This is a genomic window from Amycolatopsis sp. NPDC059235 (assembly GCF_042754125.1).
Taxonomy (GTDB): domain Bacteria; phylum Actinomycetota; class Actinomycetes; order Mycobacteriales; family Pseudonocardiaceae; genus Amycolatopsis; species Amycolatopsis albidoflava.
Genome location: NZ_JBHZAG010000052.1, coordinates 11726 through 26675 on the forward strand (window position 1 = coordinate 11726; position 14950 = coordinate 26675).

Consider the following 14950-nt stretch of genomic DNA (forward strand, 5'->3'; position numbering starts at 1 on the left):
TCCGTGAGGGGAACCCTGAGGGACTCTGATTCCCTCAGGGTTCCCCTCACGGACGACCGACTCCCCCGAGCCCGGCATGGCTCGGCCGCGCTCATGGCGCCGGCTTGAGCCCTGGGCAGGGGGGCTCGGATTTCTTCGAGGAGTCCTCCACGGACCGTCGGGGGCAATACCGGCACCGGGGACGGAACGGCTCGATACATCGCCCGAACCGGAGTCGATACGCTTCCGGGCGTGGCAGTCGGCGAACACCCGGACCAGCGGGCACCGGAACCGGACTTATCCGGCGAACCGGGCAGCGCTGACGGTGCCGACGGCGCCGTGGCCGCTCCCCCGGCCCCCGAAGCCGCGCCGTCGCCGGTCGGCCCGCGCCGCACCGATCCGCTGAACGCCGCCGAGACCCGCGGCCTCGACGCGGTCCGCCGCTTCGGCACGGTCGGCTCGTTGTTCCTCGCGCTCGGCTCGCTCGGGGCCGGGGCCGCGCCGGTGATCAACCCGGTGCAGGACCTGCCGGTGCTGCGGCTGTTCATCCGGATCCCGACGGTCTCGCTCGCGATCGCCTTCTCCGGCATGGGCATCCTGGTGCTGAGCTGGCTCCTGCTCGCCCGGTTCGCCCGTCCGGCGAGCGCGCGGCTGGCCACCAGCGGGCAGCTCGCCCGCACCGTCGCCATGTGGGTCGCGCCGCTGCTGCTGATCCCGCCGCTGTTCTCCCGCGACGTCTACAGTTACCTCGCGCAGAGCGAGATCGTGCACCGCGGCATGGACCCCTACCAGCTGGGCCCGGCGCAGGCGCTCGGCGTCGCGGACCCGCTCACCGCGGGCGTCACCAACATCTGGCGCGAGACCCCCGCCCCGTACGGCCCGCTGCTGCTGCGCCTCGGCGGCTGGCTGGCCCCGGTCGGGGGCAACAACATCGTCGTCGGCGTGCTGCTGCAGCGCGGCCTCGCGATGGTCGGCGTGCTGCTGATCGTGTGGGCGGTGCCGCGGCTCGCCCGGCGCTTCGGCGTGCAGCCGGCCACCGCGCTGTGGCTCGGCGCGGCGAACCCGTTGCTGATCTTCCATTTCGTCGCGGGCGCGCACAACGATTCGCTGGCCATCGGGCTCATGGTGGCCGGGCTGGAGATCGGCATCCGGCGGCTGCCGGTGCGGGTGAAGGGCGACAGTCCGCCGCCCTTGGCGAAGGGCGAACTGCTTTTCATCGCGCTCGGCGTCGTCATCATCACGATCGGCGCCACGGTGAAAATCCCGGCGGTGCTGGCGTTGCCGTTCCTCTCGGTGATGGTCGCGCGCAGATGGCACGGACGGCTGAAAGACCTGGTGTGGGCGGGAGCGCCGATGGCGCTGCTGTTCGGCGTGGTGCTCACCGCGATCTGCGTCGGCACCGGGCTGGGCTTCGGCTGGATCGGCGCGACGGCGAGCACGCCGGGGCTGGTGCGGTCGTTCATCTCTCCCACCGCGGAGATCGCGAACCTCAGCGGCGTCCTCGGCATCACGCTCGGGCTCGGCAACCACACCGACGCGCTGGTGCCGATCCTCGGCACGCTCGGCAACGCGATCACCGCGGCCGTCACGATCAAATTCCTGTGGGCCAGCTTCAAATGGCGCTACCGGCCGATCATCGGGCTCGGCGTCTCGCTGGGCGCGGCGATGATCCTGCAGATCAACCTGCAGCCGTGGTACCTGCTGTGGGCGGTGATCCCGCTCGCCGCGGCGGCCGGGACGTCGCGGTTCCGGGTGGTCGCCACGGTCATCAGCGCCGGGCTGCCGTTCCTGCTCCCGCCCACCGGCGGCACCTTCGACGGCCGCTCGTACATCCTGCCGTGGGCCTACGGCGCGGCCGCTCTGGTGACCCTCGGCGGGCTCGCGATCGTGTACCGGGTTTCGCCGCTGCTGTTGTCCAGGACACCTCCGGCGTCCCCAGCACCGCGCGCGCCCGCCGACGTCGTATCGTGAACCGTTGTGGACAACCCCGCCGTCGAGATCTCCGGCTTGGCGAAAAGCTACGGCTCCACCACCGCGGTCGACGGCATCGACCTGCGCATGGAGCGTGGTTCCCTGCTGGCCCTGCTCGGGCCGAACGGTGCCGGAAAAACGACCACTGTCGAGATTTGCGAGGGTTTCCGCAGACCTGACGCGGGCCGGGTGCGCGTGCTCGGGCTCGACCCCGTCGCGGACAGCTCCCGGCTCCGCCCGCGCGTCGGCATCATGCCGCAAGGCGGCGGCGCGTACCCGGGCGTGCGCGCGGAGGAAATGCTGCGGCTAGTGGCTTCCTGCGCGGCGAACCCGCACGATCCGGCGTGGCTGCTCGACGTGCTCGGGCTGGCCGGCGCGAAGCGGACGCCGTTCAAACGGCTCTCCGGCGGGCAGCAGCAGCGGCTTTCCCTGGCGTGCGCGCTGGTCGGCCGCCCGGAGCTGGTGTTCCTGGACGAGCCCACCGCGGGCATGGACCCGCAGGCGCGGCGGCTGGTGTGGGACCTGCTCGCGGCGCTGCGCGCGGACGGCGTGAGCGTCCTGCTCACCACCCACCTCATGGAGGAAGCGGAAACGCTGGCCGACCAGGTGGTGATCGTGGACCACGGCAAGGTCGTCGTCGAGGGCACGCCGCATTCGCTGACGCTGGAGGCGGGCGAGGCGGCGCAGCTGCGGTTCCGCGCCCGCACGAAGCTCGACACGACGCTGCTCGCGGCCGCGCTGCCGGAGGGGTACCGGGTCAGCGAAACCGCGCCCGGTTCGTACCTGGTGGAAGGCGCGGTCGACCCGCAGGTGGTCTCCGCCGTCACCGCCTGGTGCGCGCAACAGGGCGTACTGCCCGAACAACTGCAAGTCGGACGGCGGACGCTCGAAGAAGTGTTCCTCGAACTCACCGGACGGGAGCTGCGCGCATGAGTTCTCCTTTCCCCGCAGGCACTTTCGCCCCCGCGCCCGGCCGCGGCTCGCTCGGCAAGATGCTGCGCACGCACGCGCGCGTCGAGGCCGCGCTGACGCTGCGGCACGGCGAGCAGCTGCTGCTCACCCTGATCATCCCGCTCGCGCTGCTGATCGGCCTGAGCTCGCTGGACATCCTGCCCGCGAGCCAGCTCGGCTCAGCGTCCAAAGTGGACTGGATGACGCCGAGGATCCTCGCGCTGGCGGTCATGTCGTCGGCCTTCACCGGCCAGGCGATCGCCCTCGGCTTCGACCGCCGCTACGGCGTCCTGAAGCGGCTTTCGGCGACGGCGCTGCCGCGCTGGCTGCTCGTGGCCGGACGGGTCGTGGCCGCGCTGGTCGTGGTGGCCCTGCAGTCCGTGGTGCTCGGCGTGGTGGCGGCTTTCCTCGGCTGGTCGCCGTCGGCCGCCGGGATCGGTTCGGCGGTCGTGCTGCTGGTGCTGGGAACGCTCGCTTTCGGCGCGCTGGGCGTGCTGCTGGGCGGCGCGTTGCGCGCGGAAGCCGTGCTGGCGCTGGCGAACATCGTGTGGTTCGTGCTGCTGCTCGCGGGCGGGATCCTGCTGGCTCCGTCGGCGTTGCCGTCCGGGGTCGGGGTGATCGTTTCGCTGCTGCCCTCGGGCGCGCTGGCGGAAGGCATGCGCGCGGCGCTGGTGGACGGGCAGTTCCCGCTCGGCCCGGCGGCGGTGCTGGTGGTGTGGGCCGCGGCGGCCGGAGCGCTGGCGACGCGGACTACGAAACTCACCTGAAGCCCACACCCGATTTCCGGATCGCCGCGCCGGAAATGGTGCCCCGAATGTGACGGCCGCCGCACCCGATTCCTTGCGCGCGCTGGCAAATCCGTGCCGGACAATACCGCCGCGTGAAGGCGGGAAAACGCGCGCGAGTATTCTTTCCGCGTGTCCCTTCGCAGTTTGATCGCCCGCCTGCCGTATCCGTCCGCCGCGGTCCAGCGCGGGGTCGGGATCGCCGCGGTGGTCGCGCAGGCAGGCATCGGCGTCACCGGTTCCGTGGTGCGGGTGACCGGGTCCGGGCTGGGATGCCCGACCTGGCCGCAGTGCGTCGCGGGCAGCCTGGTGCCGGTGCGGCACCCCGGCATCGACGCGGTCACGCAGTGGATCGAGTTCTCGAACCGGATGCTGACCGGCGTCGTGATCGTGGTGGCCGCGCTGGCCGTGCTCACCGCGTGGCGGATCCAGGTCGACCACCCGGAGCGCAAGCGGCTGGTGAAGCTCGCCTGGGCGATGCCCGGCGGCGTCGTGCTGCAGGCGGTCATCGGTGGGCTGACCGTGCTGGCGAAACTGGAATGGTGGACGGTCGCGATCCACTTCCTGGCGTCCACTCCGCTGGTGTGGCTGGCGGTGCTGCTGCTGAAGGCGTTCCGCGAAGGAGACGAACCCGCGCGCCCGCTGGTCCCGAAGCTGGGACGGCAGATGCTGGTGTTGCTGACGGTCCTGATGTGGGCGGTCCTGATCGCCGGCACGACGGTCACCGGAGCGGGCCCGCACGGCGGCGACGTCAACACGCATCGCCTCGACGCCCCGATCGAGCAGCTGGCCCGGGTCCACAGCGGCCTGTTGATCGCGTACCTCGTGGTGCTGGGGGTCTTCGGGCTCACGCTGATGCGCGTCGGTGCGCCGAAGAGCGTGTGGCAGCGGTACGCGTGGGTGTGGATTGTCGCGCTGCTGCAGGGGGTTCTGGGAACGGTGCAGTACGCACTGGGCGTGCCCGAGGCGATGGTGTCGTTCCACGTGCTGGGCTCGGCGCTCGTGATCGTGGTGACGGCGGTGCTGTGGACGGGGACTCGCGACCGCGGGCCGGTGACGTCGCTGGAGCCCGCGGAGAAGCGGGAACTCGCCACCGCGAACTGACGGTCATCCGGGCGTAACTGCGCGTCGGCCCGGCGGACAGGTCGGCGGCTTACCGTCATCGCCGTCCGGCTTTCCGAAAGCCCCGCAAAGCCCGAGGTGCCGCCATGCCGACCGCCCCTGCCCGTCCCGGCAAGCCCCTGCTCTCCGGCCGGCGCGGGACCGCCGAGATGATCGTGCTCAAGACGTTCCTGCTCGTGCCGTTCGCCGCGCTGATCGCCGCCGTGCCGCTGCTGTGGGGGTGGGGCATCGGCTGGACCGACCTGATCCTCGCGACAGTCTTCTATGTGCTCGCGACGCTCGGCGTGACCGTCGGGTACCACCGCTACTTCACCCACGGCGCCTTCAAAGCGAGCCGCCCGCTGCGGATCGCGCTCGCGATCGCGGGGAGCATGGCCGTGCAGGGTTCGGTGATTTTCTGGGTCGCGAGCCACCGCCGCCACCACGCGTTCTCCGATCGCGAGGGCGATCCGCATTCCCCGTGGCTCTTCGGCACCTCGCCCGCCGCGCTGCTGCGCGGGTTCTGGCACGCGCACATGGGCTGGATGTTCCAGCGCGAGGTCACCAACGCCGACCGCTTCGCCCCGGACCTCGTCAGCGACCGCGACCTGCGCCTGGTGAACCGGTTCTTCTGGCTGTGGATCACCCTCAGCCTCGCCCTGCCCGCCGCGCTCGGCTGGGCGTTCAGCGGCACCTGGCAGGGCGCGCTGACGGCGTTCTTCTGGGCCGGCCTGGTGCGGATCGCGTTCCTGCACCACGTGACCTGGTCGGTGAACTCGGTGTGCCACCTGATCGGCGACCGCCCGTTCGCGAGCCGCGACCGCGCGGCGAACTTCTGGCCGCTGGCGCTGCTGTCCATGGGCGAGTCGTGGCACAACTCCCACCACGCCGACCCGACCTGCGCCCGGCACGGCGTGCTGCGCGGACAGGTGGACGTCTCGGCCCGGGTGATCTGGGCGTTCGAGAGGTTCGGCTGGGCCAGCGACGTCCGCTGGCCCCGGGCAGAGCGGTTGGCGGCGAAGCGCGTCCAGCAACCTGGCTGACAGTCCGTGAAGGGCTCCTTGAGGGAATCTGATTCCCTCAAGGAGCCCTTCACGGACCTTCAAGCATTGCCGGGTGGGGCTAGGCCAGCTGCTGCCGCACCGCCGACGCGAACCGCAACGGCGCACCCGCGTCCGCATGCCGGAAACCCAGCGACGGCTCAGTCAACTCCAGCTCCAGCACCAGCGGCCGACCGTCGTCCCCGCGCACCAGATCCACCCGCGCGTACAAGAGCTCCGCCCGCAAAATGCCGAGCAGCCCGCAGGCGGCGTCCAGCGCGTCCTCCGCCACCGCACGCACCTCCGGAGCCGGAACAGCAGCCGCGAGCCGCTCTTCGCGGTACAGCCCGGAAGTGTCCATTGAGGAATCCAACGGAGCGAATTTCGTGAAGGCGTGCGAATAAACGCCGCCGAAGTACGTCACCGCGATCTCGCCCTGAGTGTCCACACTGGACTGATACGGCTGAATCAAACCCGTGCGCCCGTCGTCGTGCAAAGCGCGCAGGTGCTGCTCCGCGTCCGCACCGGCGGAGGAGAACCGGGCGGCGTCGCGGCCTCCCGCGCCCACCGAAGGCTTCACCACGAACGGTTTCTTCGGCCAGCGCGGCTTCTCCCCCGGCGGCACGATCTCGACCGGCACTGTCGGCACGCCCGCGTCGAGCAGTTCGCCCAGGTACGTCTTGTCGGTGTTCCACCGCACGACCGTCGCCGAGTTGCTCAGCCCCGGCACGTCTTCGCACCAGCTGAGGAATTCCTCCCGCCGCGAGGGGTAATCCCAGGCGGCACGCAGCACCACGATGTCCGCCGAAGCGAAATCGACGGCCGAATCCCAGGCCGCCCAGCTCACGGTGAAGCCGAGGTCCGCGAGCGCGGGCAGCACCGCGGCCTCGTCGCCGTCGCCCTCGGGCAGCGCGGCGCAGCCGACGAAAATCGCCGAGCGGGTCACCGGCCCGCTCGCGGCCCGGCCATCTTGCGCCGGTGCGCGGCACCGATCTTGACCGTCTTCACGGTTTCGCTGTCCCACTCGGCCGCCTCGAGGTCGTCGACCTGCTCGACCAGCGCGGCACCGGTCTCGACCCCGGCGACCAGCACGTCGCCCATCGCCCCGTCCGGGCCCACGAGCACGACCCGCGCGCCGGCCAGCCCGATGTTCTCGACCACCGCGCGCGACGGTTTGCCGTGCTTCGCCACGAAGCCGCGGGCGGAGGCCAGCTGGCGGGCAGTCGGCGCGGTCGGCGTGTTTTCGGTCTCCTCAGCCACGTCCGGAGCTTAACCCGAGACCCCCGCCCCCGCGGCCCGACCGTGTTCTCGGCCATAGTGGACGGCAGACGCGCACATCTCGAGGAGGAACCATGCCGACCGCAGTGCAGGTGACCCGGACCGGCGGCCCGGAAGTGCTGGAACTGGCCGAGATCGAGCCCGGTCCGCCCGGCGCGGGCGAACTGCTGGTCGACCTCGCCGCCGCGGGCGTGAACTACATCGACACCTATCAGCGCCAGGGCATCTACCCGATCGACCTGCCGTTCGTCCTCGGTTCCGAGGGCGCCGGGACGGTCGTGGAGACCGGCGAGGGCGTCACCGGGTTCGCTCCCGGCGACCGCGTGACCTGGCAGGGCGTGCTCGGCAGCTACGCCCAGCGCGCGGTGGTCCCGGCCAGCGCCACGGTGAAGGTGCCCGAAGGCGTGTCCGACGAGACCGCCGCGGCCACAATGCTGCAGGGCCTGACCGCGCACTACCTGGTGCGCTCGACCTACGAAGTCAAGGCAGGCGACGACATCCTCGTCCACGCGGCGGCCGGCGGCGTCGGTTTGCTGCTGGTGCAGCTGGCGAAGGCACGCGGCGCGCGAGTGCTGGCCACGGTGTCCACCGACGAGAAGGCCGAGCTGGCCCGCGGCGCGGGCGCGGACCACGTGATCCGCTACGACCGCGAGGACTTCGCCACCGCGACCCGCGAGCTAACCGATGGCGAAGGCGTCGCGGTGGTCTACGACGGCGTCGGCAAGAGCACCATCGACGGCAGCCTCGCGAGCCTGAAAATCCGCGGCACGCTGGCGCTGTTCGGCGCGGCCAGCGGCCCGGTCCCGCCGATCGACCCGCAGCGGCTCAACTCCGGCGGCTCGCTCTTCCTGACCCGCCCGACGCTCGGCCACTACCTGCGCACCCGCGAGGAACTCGACTGGCGCGCCAACGAACTGTTCGCCGCCGTGCAGGACGGTTCGCTGAACGTCCGCATCGGCGGCCGCTACCCGCTCGCCGACGCCCGCAAGGCCCACGAAGACCTGCAGGGACGCCGGACGACCGGGAAGCTGCTGCTGATCCCGTAAGCAGCGTGGCTCGGACGGGTGTGGCATCGGCGCTGGCGCTCATGCCACACCCTGAGCATCACCGTCGGTAATCGATGTCGAGTCGCGTCGACAGCCGCTGCTCGGGCGAGGCCTCCGGCCGGGGGCCGCAAGGCCCGCAGAGCATGAGGTAATGAAACGTGAACTTCAGGTTCGCGGTCCCGTTGTTCTTCACCTTGAAGACACACGACCCGTAAAGATCGTAGGGAGTGTTGTCGGATTTGTTTCCCTGCACTGTCGAGTGCCAAAAGTAGTCGACCGGGATATTGCTGTGGGCATCGTGGTACGGCAGCTGCATATGCCCGGCAGTGCAGTTCATCGAGCTCACCGCGATCGCCTGGACAGCCGGCGAAATCCGGAAAGACCACGCCATCGGAACAGCTCTTCCGGGAAAAGTCACTGCCTGACCGGTGAACCGCCCGTTCGCGTCCGTCGCGTCGAACGTGGTGTTGTCCTGGGTGAAGGTGTGATAGTGGTCCGCACTCGCCTGCCCGGCCGCCAGCGCCAGCGCGGCGGCGACGACAGCACCGACGGCTACCGCCTCAGCGGCTTTCTTCCGGCCCATTCCCGCGCTCCTTCGTCGACTTGATCCACGACGCCCGCAGACGAAAATCGTCCTGCTCGGCGTGCTCGACGATCATGCGGACTTCGTCGCCCACATGGAGCTGGCGAAATCCGCTGCCGAGCACGCCCCAGCTCGCCGGATCGACAACCGAATAGTGCACCCAGACGGGATCGCTGAAACTGTCGGATTCGACAACTCCCCACCCGTTGTCCGTGTCCCATTGACTGACTCGGCCCACGTAGACCAGGCCATCTGAATACGCCATTTCGCGACCTCGCTCCTCAGCGACGGTATGCACCGGCCGCGGCGCGGTCAACACTTTCCGTGAGGAACACCCGAAAGCGGACTCGGCGATTACCCAAGCCCGCCGAGCGCGGGCACCGCCGGACCAGTCCGCACCACGCCGAGTCGCTGTGTCGCCCGGGTCAGCGCCACGTACAGGTCGTTGAGCCCGCGCGCCGAGCCCGCCACGATCTCGTCCGGCGACACCAGCACGACCCCGTCGAACTCCAGCCCCTTGGACCGGTCGACGGTCAGCACGCTCAGCCGCTCGTCCTCCGGAAGCAGCTTCCGCACCTCGTCGACGCGACCGCCCGGCACCAGCACCGCCACGGTCCCACCGTCCACAGCGGACAGTTCGGCGGCCACCAGCGCGGGCAGTTCCCCGTCCAGCGAAGCGACTTCCACGCCCCACGGCGGCACCCCGGTCTCGCGCACCGACGCCGGCGCGGCCAGGTCCACGTCGAGTTCGGCGAGCACGCCCGCCGCGACCGCCATGATCTCCGCCGGGGTCCGGTAGTTCACCGTCAGCTGCTCCAGCCGCCAGCGGTCCGCGACGTACGGCGACAGCACCTCGTCCCAGGTCCGCGCTCCCCCGGCGGCCCCGGTCTGCGCGACGTCGCCGACCAGCGTCATCGACCGGTTCGGCGTGCGGCGCATCAGCAGCCGCCAGTCCATCGCGGACAGTTCCTGCGCCTCGTCGACGATCACGTGCCCGAACGTCCACGTCCGGTCCTGCGCGGCACGCTGCGCCGCGGTCAGCTCGCTGCGCGCCTGCTGGCGTTCGGCGAACATTTCCGCGTCCAGCACGTCGGACACCCGCAGGATCTCCTCGTCCTGGATTTCCTCGTCCTGTTCGAGGATGTCCAGCACGCCCTCCGCATACGCGCGCTCGACGCGTTCGCGGCGCTTCTCCGCAGCCTCTTCCTCGGAGTCGTCGGTGCCGAGCAGCTCGGCCAGTTCGTCGAGCAACGGCACGTCGGCGGGCGTCCACTTCGTGGTGCGGCCGCTCTCCAGGTGCTTCCGGTCCGCTTCGGACAACAGGTCGCCGGCCGCCCGATCGAGGTGTTCGCGGTCGGCGAACAGGTCGTCGAGCAGGCCTCCCGGGGTGAGTTTCGGCCACAGCGAGTTCAGCGCGGCGGCCACCGCGGGGCTCGAGGCCAGCTCGGCGCGGATGTCCTGGACGTCCTGCGCGTCCAGCAAATCCTCGCCCAGCGCGCGGGCGGCCTGCCGGGTGAGCGCGTCGAGGACGTCGGAGACGAACAGCCGCCGCGCGAGGTTGTGCGGCCGGCGCGAACGGCGTGCCCGGGTGCGGGCCTGCGCGCAGGTCTTCCGGTCGAGCTTGAGGATCTCGCGTTCGTGCTCGATCTCGATCACCGGATCGGGTACACCTTGCCGATCCCGAACGGCCTTGGCGAGCACGTCGGCCATCACCAGCCGGCCCTTCACCTCGGCGGCCTCCGGGGGCTCGACGCCGTCCGCGTCCAGGCCCGGCCACAGCTGCCCGATGGTCGACAGCAGCACGCCGGTCTCGCCGAGCGACGGCAGCACCTGGCCGATGTAGCGCAGGAAGGTCGAGCTCGGGCCGACGACGAGCACGCCGCGCGTGGTCAGCTGCTGGCGGTGCGTGTAGAGCAGATACGCCGCGCGGTGCAGCGCGACCGCGGTCTTCCCGGTGCCCGGCGCGCCCTGCACCACCATCACCCCGCCGAGCGGCGCGCGGATGATCCGGTCCTGCTCGGCCTGGATGGTGGCGACGATGTCGGCCATCTCACCGGTCCGGCGGCGCTCCAGCGCGGCCAGCAGCGCCGCTTCTCCGGCCAGCCCGAGATCCTGGCCCTGGTCGGCGGCGGTCAGGTCGAGGATCTCGTCGTCGAACCCGGTGACGCGACGGCTCAGCGACCGCAGATGCCGGCGGCGGCGCACCCCGTCCGGCGAAGCGGCGGTGGCGAGGTAGAACGGCCGGGCGACCGGCGCGCGCCAGTCGATCAGCAGCGGCCGGTAGTCGTCGTCCTCGTCGAACAGGCCGAGCCGTCCGATGTACGCGGTCTCCTCGGTGTCTTCGGAGGTGCTGCCCGGCACGAAGTCCAGCCGCCCGAAGCACAATCCCTGCTCGACCGACCCGAGCTGGGCGAGCCGGTCGGTGTGCAGGTTCGTGGCGGCTTCGCGTTCGGTCCGCGCCTGCGGCGTCCCGCCGGTCTGGCGCAGGGTCTCGTCCAGCCGGCGCTGGGTCTGGGTGCGTTCGGAGTCGAGCTTCGCGAACAGCGCGTCGGTGTAGGCCTGTTCGCGGCGCAGCTCGGCTTCGTAGGCCGGTTCCTCGGACAAGGAAAGGTCCTGCTTTCAGGTCGGGATCGGGGCCGGAAGAGTGCAACCGGCGAGGATCCCGGGCCATTCCTGCCCGGCGCGAAACGGGGCGGAACGGATCAGAAAGGAAGGCCGAGGACCGGCAAGCCGATCGCCGAGTCGACCGCCAGCGCGACGAACACGATCATCAGGTACGTGTTCGACCGGTGGAACAGCGCCATCGGCTTGGTCTCCTCGCCGCGGTGCACGGCGGCCTGCAGCCGGTGCGCGTAGAAGAGGAACCAGCCGCCGGCGAGGATCGCGAAGGTCGCGTACAGCCAGCTGGTGACCGGGAGCAGGAGCAGCGTCCAGGCGACCATCACCCACGAGTAGATGACGATCTGCCGGGCCACGTGCTCGGCGGTCGCGACGACCGGAAGCATCGGCACGCCCGCGCGCTCGTAGTCGTCGCGGTACTTCATGCCCAGCGCCCAGGTGTGCGGCGGAGTCCAGAAGAAGATCACGCCGAACATCACGAACGCCGGCCACTGCACGGTGCCGGTGACCGCGACCCAGCCGATCAGCACCGGCATGCAGCCCGCGGCCCCGCCCCAGACCACATTCTGCGACGTCCGCCGCTTGAGGCCGAGGGTGTAGACGAAGATGTAGAACAGGATCGTCGCGATCGCGAGGACCGCCGCCAGCAGGTTCACCGTGAAGTACAGGACGGCGAACGAGGCGACGCCCAGCACGAGACCGAAGATCAGCGCGTTGCGCCGCGGCACCGCGTCCTTCACCAGCGGACGCCGCTTGGTGCGGTTCATGACCTTGTCGATGTCGCTGTCGATCACGCAGTTGAGCGCGTTCGCGCTGCCCGCGGCCATCGTGCCGCCGATCAGCGTCGCGACCACCAGCCACGGGTTCGGCACCTCGCGCCCGGCGAGGAACATCGCGGGGATCGTGGTGACGAGGAGAAGCTCGATCACGCGCGGCTTCGCCAGCGCGGCGTACGCGCCGGCCACCTGGCGGAAGCTTCGCCGGGCCCCGCTCGGCCGTCCGCCGTCCGGGGGTACGGCGCTGGTGTCTTCACTGCGTCCGTGCGCAGCGTTCACCAACGACATTTCTCTCCCTGAGTCAGTCCTGGGCCGGGCGGCCCGGAAGAAACAGGTGGTGCTGTGTGAGAACTTCCGTGCCTGGCCCGCGATCGATGTTAGACGTGGCGGATGGGCTCGACGCCCGCGGGTCCGGGACACGCCCGGCGATGTCTCGTCCGTCACGTCGCCCCGCGAGTCGCGAAGGCCCGCGGCGGGTAGCCGGGGAAGGACAGGCGGGCAGGATCACCTCACCCGCAGGGTGCTCGCCCGCGCTCGCGCGCACGCGTACGCACTAGGGTGACAGCGTCGGGCCGCTCGCTCCGCCTGCACAGCGCCGTCAGCAGGAATATCGTCCCTTCGGGATCGATTGAGATAACTGAGGGCGCACACCGCAGCACCTGAGCGGCACGCACGGAATACAGCCACCACTTCACCGACGCAGGAGTTCGAGTTCAGTGTCCGAAACCTCTAGCAGCGAGACCAACCCCTTGCTCCGGCGCAATGTGCCGGCCGACTGGACCGAGACCGACACCCGCGCCGTAGACACCGCCCGCGTGCTGGCCGCGGACGCCGTCGAAAACTGCGGCAGCGGGCACCCGGGCACTGCGATGAGCCTGGCGCCGCTGGCGTACACGCTGTTCCAGCGCACGATGCGGCACGACCCGGCGGACCCGGAGTGGCCCGCCCGCGACCGGTTCGTCCTCTCCGCCGGCCACTCCAGCCTGACCCTCTACATCCAGCTGTACCTGGCCGGCTTCGGCCTCGAGCTGGAAGACCTCGAGCAGCTGCGCCGCTGGGGCTCCAAGACCCCGGGCCACCCGGAGTACCGGCACACCAAGGGCGTCGAGACCACCACCGGCCCGCTGGGCCAGGGCCTCGCGAACGGCGTCGGCATGGCGATGGCGGCGCGGCGCGAGCGCGGCCTGCTGGACCCGGACGCCCCGGCCGGCGAGAGCATCTTCGACCACCACATCTACGTGATCGCCTCCGACGGCGACATCGAAGAGGGCGTCACCTCCGAGGCCTCGTCCATCGCGGGCCGCCAGGAGCTGGGCAACCTGATCGTCTTCTACGACGACAACAAGATCTCCATCGAGGACGACACCAACATCGCGCTGTCCGAGGACGTCGCGAAGCGGTACGAGGCCTACGGCTGGCACGTGCAGACCGTCGAGGGCGGCGAGGACGTCGTCGCGATCGAGGCGGCCATCAAGGCGGCGCAGGCCGAGACCCAGCGGCCGTCGTTCATCCAGCTGCGCACGATCATCGGCTACCCGGCCCCCACCAAGATGAACACCGGCAAGGCGCACGGCGCGGCGCTGGGCGCGGAAGAGGTCGCGGGCGTCAAGAAGGCGCTGGGCTTCGACCCGGAGAAGAACTTCGACGTCGACGACGCGGTTCTCGCGCACACCCGCCAGCTGATCGAGCGCGGCGAGAAGGAGCGCGCCGAGTGGCAGGAGCGCTTCGAGGCGTGGGCCGCGGCGAACCCGGAGCGCAAGAAGCTGGCCGACCGGCTGTCCACCCGCACGCTGCCCGAGGGCTTCGCGGACAACCTGCCGTCGTGGGAGCCCGACGCCAAGGGCATCGCCACCCGCAAGGCCTCCGGCGAGGTGCTGAACGCGCTGGCCGAGCCGCTGCCCGAGCTGTGGGGCGGTTCCGCTGACCTCGCGGAGAGCAACAACACCACCATGAAGGGCGCCGACTCGTTCGGCCCGGCCGCGGCCGGCACCGACATGTGGAAGACCAACCCGTACGGCCGCACGCTGCACTTCGGCATCCGCGAGCACGCGATGGGCTCGATCCTCAACGGCATCGCGCTGCACGGCGGCACCCGCCCGTACGGCGCGACCTTCCTCACCTTCTCCGACTACATGCGCCCGCCGGTCCGGCTCGCCGCGCTGATGAAGGCGCCGGTCATCTACGTGTGGACGCACGACTCGATCGGACTCGGCGAGGACGGCCCGACGCACCAGCCGATCGAGCAGGTCGCCGCGCTGCGCGCGATCCCGGGCCTCAACGTCGTCCGCCCGGCGGACGCCAACGAGACCGCGTACGCGTGGAAGGCCGTGCTGGAGGACGTGCACCACCCGTCCGGCTTCGCGCTGACCCGGCAGAACGTGCCGGTGCTGGAGGGCACGAACGCCGAGGGCGTCAAGAAGGGCGGCTACGTGCTGGCCGAGGCGTCCAACGGCACCCCGGAGGTCGTGCTGATCGCGACCGGTTCCGAGGTCCAGCTGGCCGTCGAGGCGCGCAAGACCCTCGAGGCCGACGGCGTCCCGACCAGCGTGGTCTCGATGCCGTGTGTCGAGTGGTTCGACGCGCAGGACCAGGACTACAAGGACGCCGTCCTGCCGCCGTCGGTCAAGGCCCGCGTTTCGGTCGAGGCCGGGATCGCGATGCCGTGGCAGCGCTTCACCGGCGACGCCGGCGAGAACGTTTCGATCGAGCACTACGGCGCCTCGGCCGACGCCGCGACGCTGTTCCGCGAGTTCGGCTTCACCGCCGAAGCCGTGGTCGACGCCGCCCGCCGCTCGATCGCCAACACCAAGAACTGAATTGA

The 14950-nt window shown here is 70.7% G+C and carries 13 protein-coding genes; 7 read left to right on the plus strand and 6 right to left on the minus strand.

Annotated features, from left to right (window positions below; genetic code table 11):
* Positions 1-318 precede the first annotated feature (318 nt).
* From mptB to ACFXI3_RS28855, 5 genes are all read left to right on the plus strand, one after another.
* Positions 319-1950 carry a polyprenol phosphomannose-dependent alpha 1,6 mannosyltransferase MptB gene (gene mptB / locus ACFXI3_RS28835; RefSeq protein WP_378403698.1) on the plus strand — a complete coding sequence of 544 codons (1632 nt, stop codon included), beginning with the start codon at positions 319-321 and terminating at the stop codon, positions 1948-1950.
* A gap of 6 nt (positions 1951-1956) precedes the next feature.
* Complete coding sequence (locus tag ACFXI3_RS28840) at positions 1957-2883, plus strand: ABC transporter ATP-binding protein (protein WP_009075909.1); 927 nt, start codon at positions 1957-1959, stop codon at positions 2881-2883.
* Positions 2880-3668 carry an ABC transporter permease gene (locus ACFXI3_RS28845; protein WP_378403643.1) on the plus strand — a complete coding sequence of 263 codons (789 nt, stop codon included), beginning with the start codon at positions 2880-2882 and terminating at the stop codon, positions 3666-3668. Before ACFXI3_RS28840 ends, ACFXI3_RS28845 begins: the two co-directional genes overlap by 4 nt.
* A gap of 150 nt (positions 3669-3818) precedes the next feature.
* Entirely contained in the window at positions 3819-4790 is a 972-nt protein-coding gene (locus ACFXI3_RS28850) for a heme A synthase (RefSeq protein WP_378403645.1), read from the plus strand.
* Positions 4791-4894: 104 nt separating this feature from the next.
* Complete coding sequence (locus tag ACFXI3_RS28855) at positions 4895-5830, plus strand: acyl-CoA desaturase (RefSeq protein ID WP_378403647.1); 936 nt, start codon at positions 4895-4897, stop codon at positions 5828-5830.
* Positions 5831-5909: 79 nt separating this feature from the next.
* On the opposite strand, the gene ACFXI3_RS28860 is transcribed toward ACFXI3_RS28855, so the two are convergent.
* Together ACFXI3_RS28860 and ACFXI3_RS28865 are read right to left on the minus strand one after the other, a co-directional pair.
* Entirely contained in the window at positions 5910-6773 is an 864-nt protein-coding gene (locus ACFXI3_RS28860; RefSeq protein WP_378403649.1) for a RimK family alpha-L-glutamate ligase, read from the minus strand.
* Positions 6770-7087 carry a hypothetical protein gene (locus tag ACFXI3_RS28865; RefSeq protein ID WP_344267221.1) on the minus strand — a complete coding sequence of 106 codons (318 nt, stop codon included), beginning with the start codon at positions 7085-7087 and terminating at the stop codon, positions 6770-6772. The genes ACFXI3_RS28860 and ACFXI3_RS28865 overlap by 4 nt, the downstream gene beginning before the upstream one ends.
* Before the next feature lie 92 nt (positions 7088-7179).
* Here ACFXI3_RS28865 and ACFXI3_RS28870 point away from each other — a divergent pair, with 92 nt between their 5' ends.
* Positions 7180-8151, plus strand: coding sequence for a quinone oxidoreductase family protein (locus tag ACFXI3_RS28870; protein ID WP_378403651.1), 972 nt, complete (start codon positions 7180-7182; stop codon positions 8149-8151).
* 58 nt (positions 8152-8209) lie between these two features.
* Here the strand turns inward: ACFXI3_RS28870 and ACFXI3_RS28875 are convergent, their stop codons facing one another.
* The 4 genes from ACFXI3_RS28875 to ACFXI3_RS28890 all read right to left on the minus strand — a co-directional run bounded on the left by ACFXI3_RS28875 (position 8210) and on the right by ACFXI3_RS28890 (position 12417).
* Positions 8210-8734: a hypothetical protein gene (locus ACFXI3_RS28875; protein ID WP_378403653.1), complete on the minus strand. Its 525-nt coding sequence runs from the start codon at positions 8732-8734 to the stop codon at positions 8210-8212.
* Positions 8712-8999 carry a cold-shock protein gene (locus ACFXI3_RS28880; RefSeq protein WP_378403655.1) on the minus strand — a complete coding sequence of 96 codons (288 nt, stop codon included), beginning with the start codon at positions 8997-8999 and terminating at the stop codon, positions 8712-8714. The genes ACFXI3_RS28875 and ACFXI3_RS28880 overlap by 23 nt, the downstream gene beginning before the upstream one ends.
* Before the next feature lie 89 nt (positions 9000-9088).
* Positions 9089-11338: a HelD family protein gene (locus ACFXI3_RS28885; RefSeq protein ID WP_378403656.1), complete on the minus strand. Its 2250-nt coding sequence runs from the start codon at positions 11336-11338 to the stop codon at positions 9089-9091.
* Between the two features lie 98 nt (positions 11339-11436).
* Positions 11437-12417: a heme o synthase gene (locus ACFXI3_RS28890; RefSeq protein WP_344267231.1), complete on the minus strand. Its 981-nt coding sequence runs from the start codon at positions 12415-12417 to the stop codon at positions 11437-11439.
* Positions 12418-12845: 428 nt separating this feature from the next.
* On the opposite strand from ACFXI3_RS28890, the gene tkt reads away from it, so the two are divergent.
* Positions 12846-14945 carry a transketolase gene (gene tkt, locus ACFXI3_RS28895; RefSeq protein WP_378403658.1) on the plus strand — a complete coding sequence of 700 codons (2100 nt, stop codon included), beginning with the start codon at positions 12846-12848 and terminating at the stop codon, positions 14943-14945.
* Positions 14946-14950: the final 5 nt, after the last annotated feature.

What these genes read in the sequence shown, in the direction of transcription:
- ACFXI3_RS28845 (WP_378403643.1), top strand. Translation starts at nt 2,880, where the DNA reads ATGAGTTCTCCTTTCCCCGCAGGCACTTTCGCCCCCGCGCCCGGCCGC.
- ACFXI3_RS28855 (WP_378403647.1), top strand. Translation starts at nt 4,895, where the DNA reads ATGCCGACCGCCCCTGCCCGTCCCGGCAAGCCCCTGCTCTCCGGCCGG.
- ACFXI3_RS28870 (WP_378403651.1), top strand. Translation starts at nt 7,180, where the DNA reads ATGCCGACCGCAGTGCAGGTGACCCGGACCGGCGGCCCGGAAGTGCTG.
- ACFXI3_RS28875 (WP_378403653.1), bottom strand. Translation starts at nt 8,734, where the DNA reads ATGGGCCGGAAGAAAGCCGCTGAGGCGGTAGCCGTCGGTGCTGTCGTC.
- ACFXI3_RS28880 (WP_378403655.1), bottom strand. Translation starts at nt 8,999, where the DNA reads ATGGCGTATTCAGATGGCCTGGTCTACGTGGGCCGAGTCAGTCAATGG.
- ACFXI3_RS28890 (WP_344267231.1), bottom strand. Translation starts at nt 12,417, where the DNA reads ATGTCGTTGGTGAACGCTGCGCACGGACGCAGTGAAGACACCAGCGCC.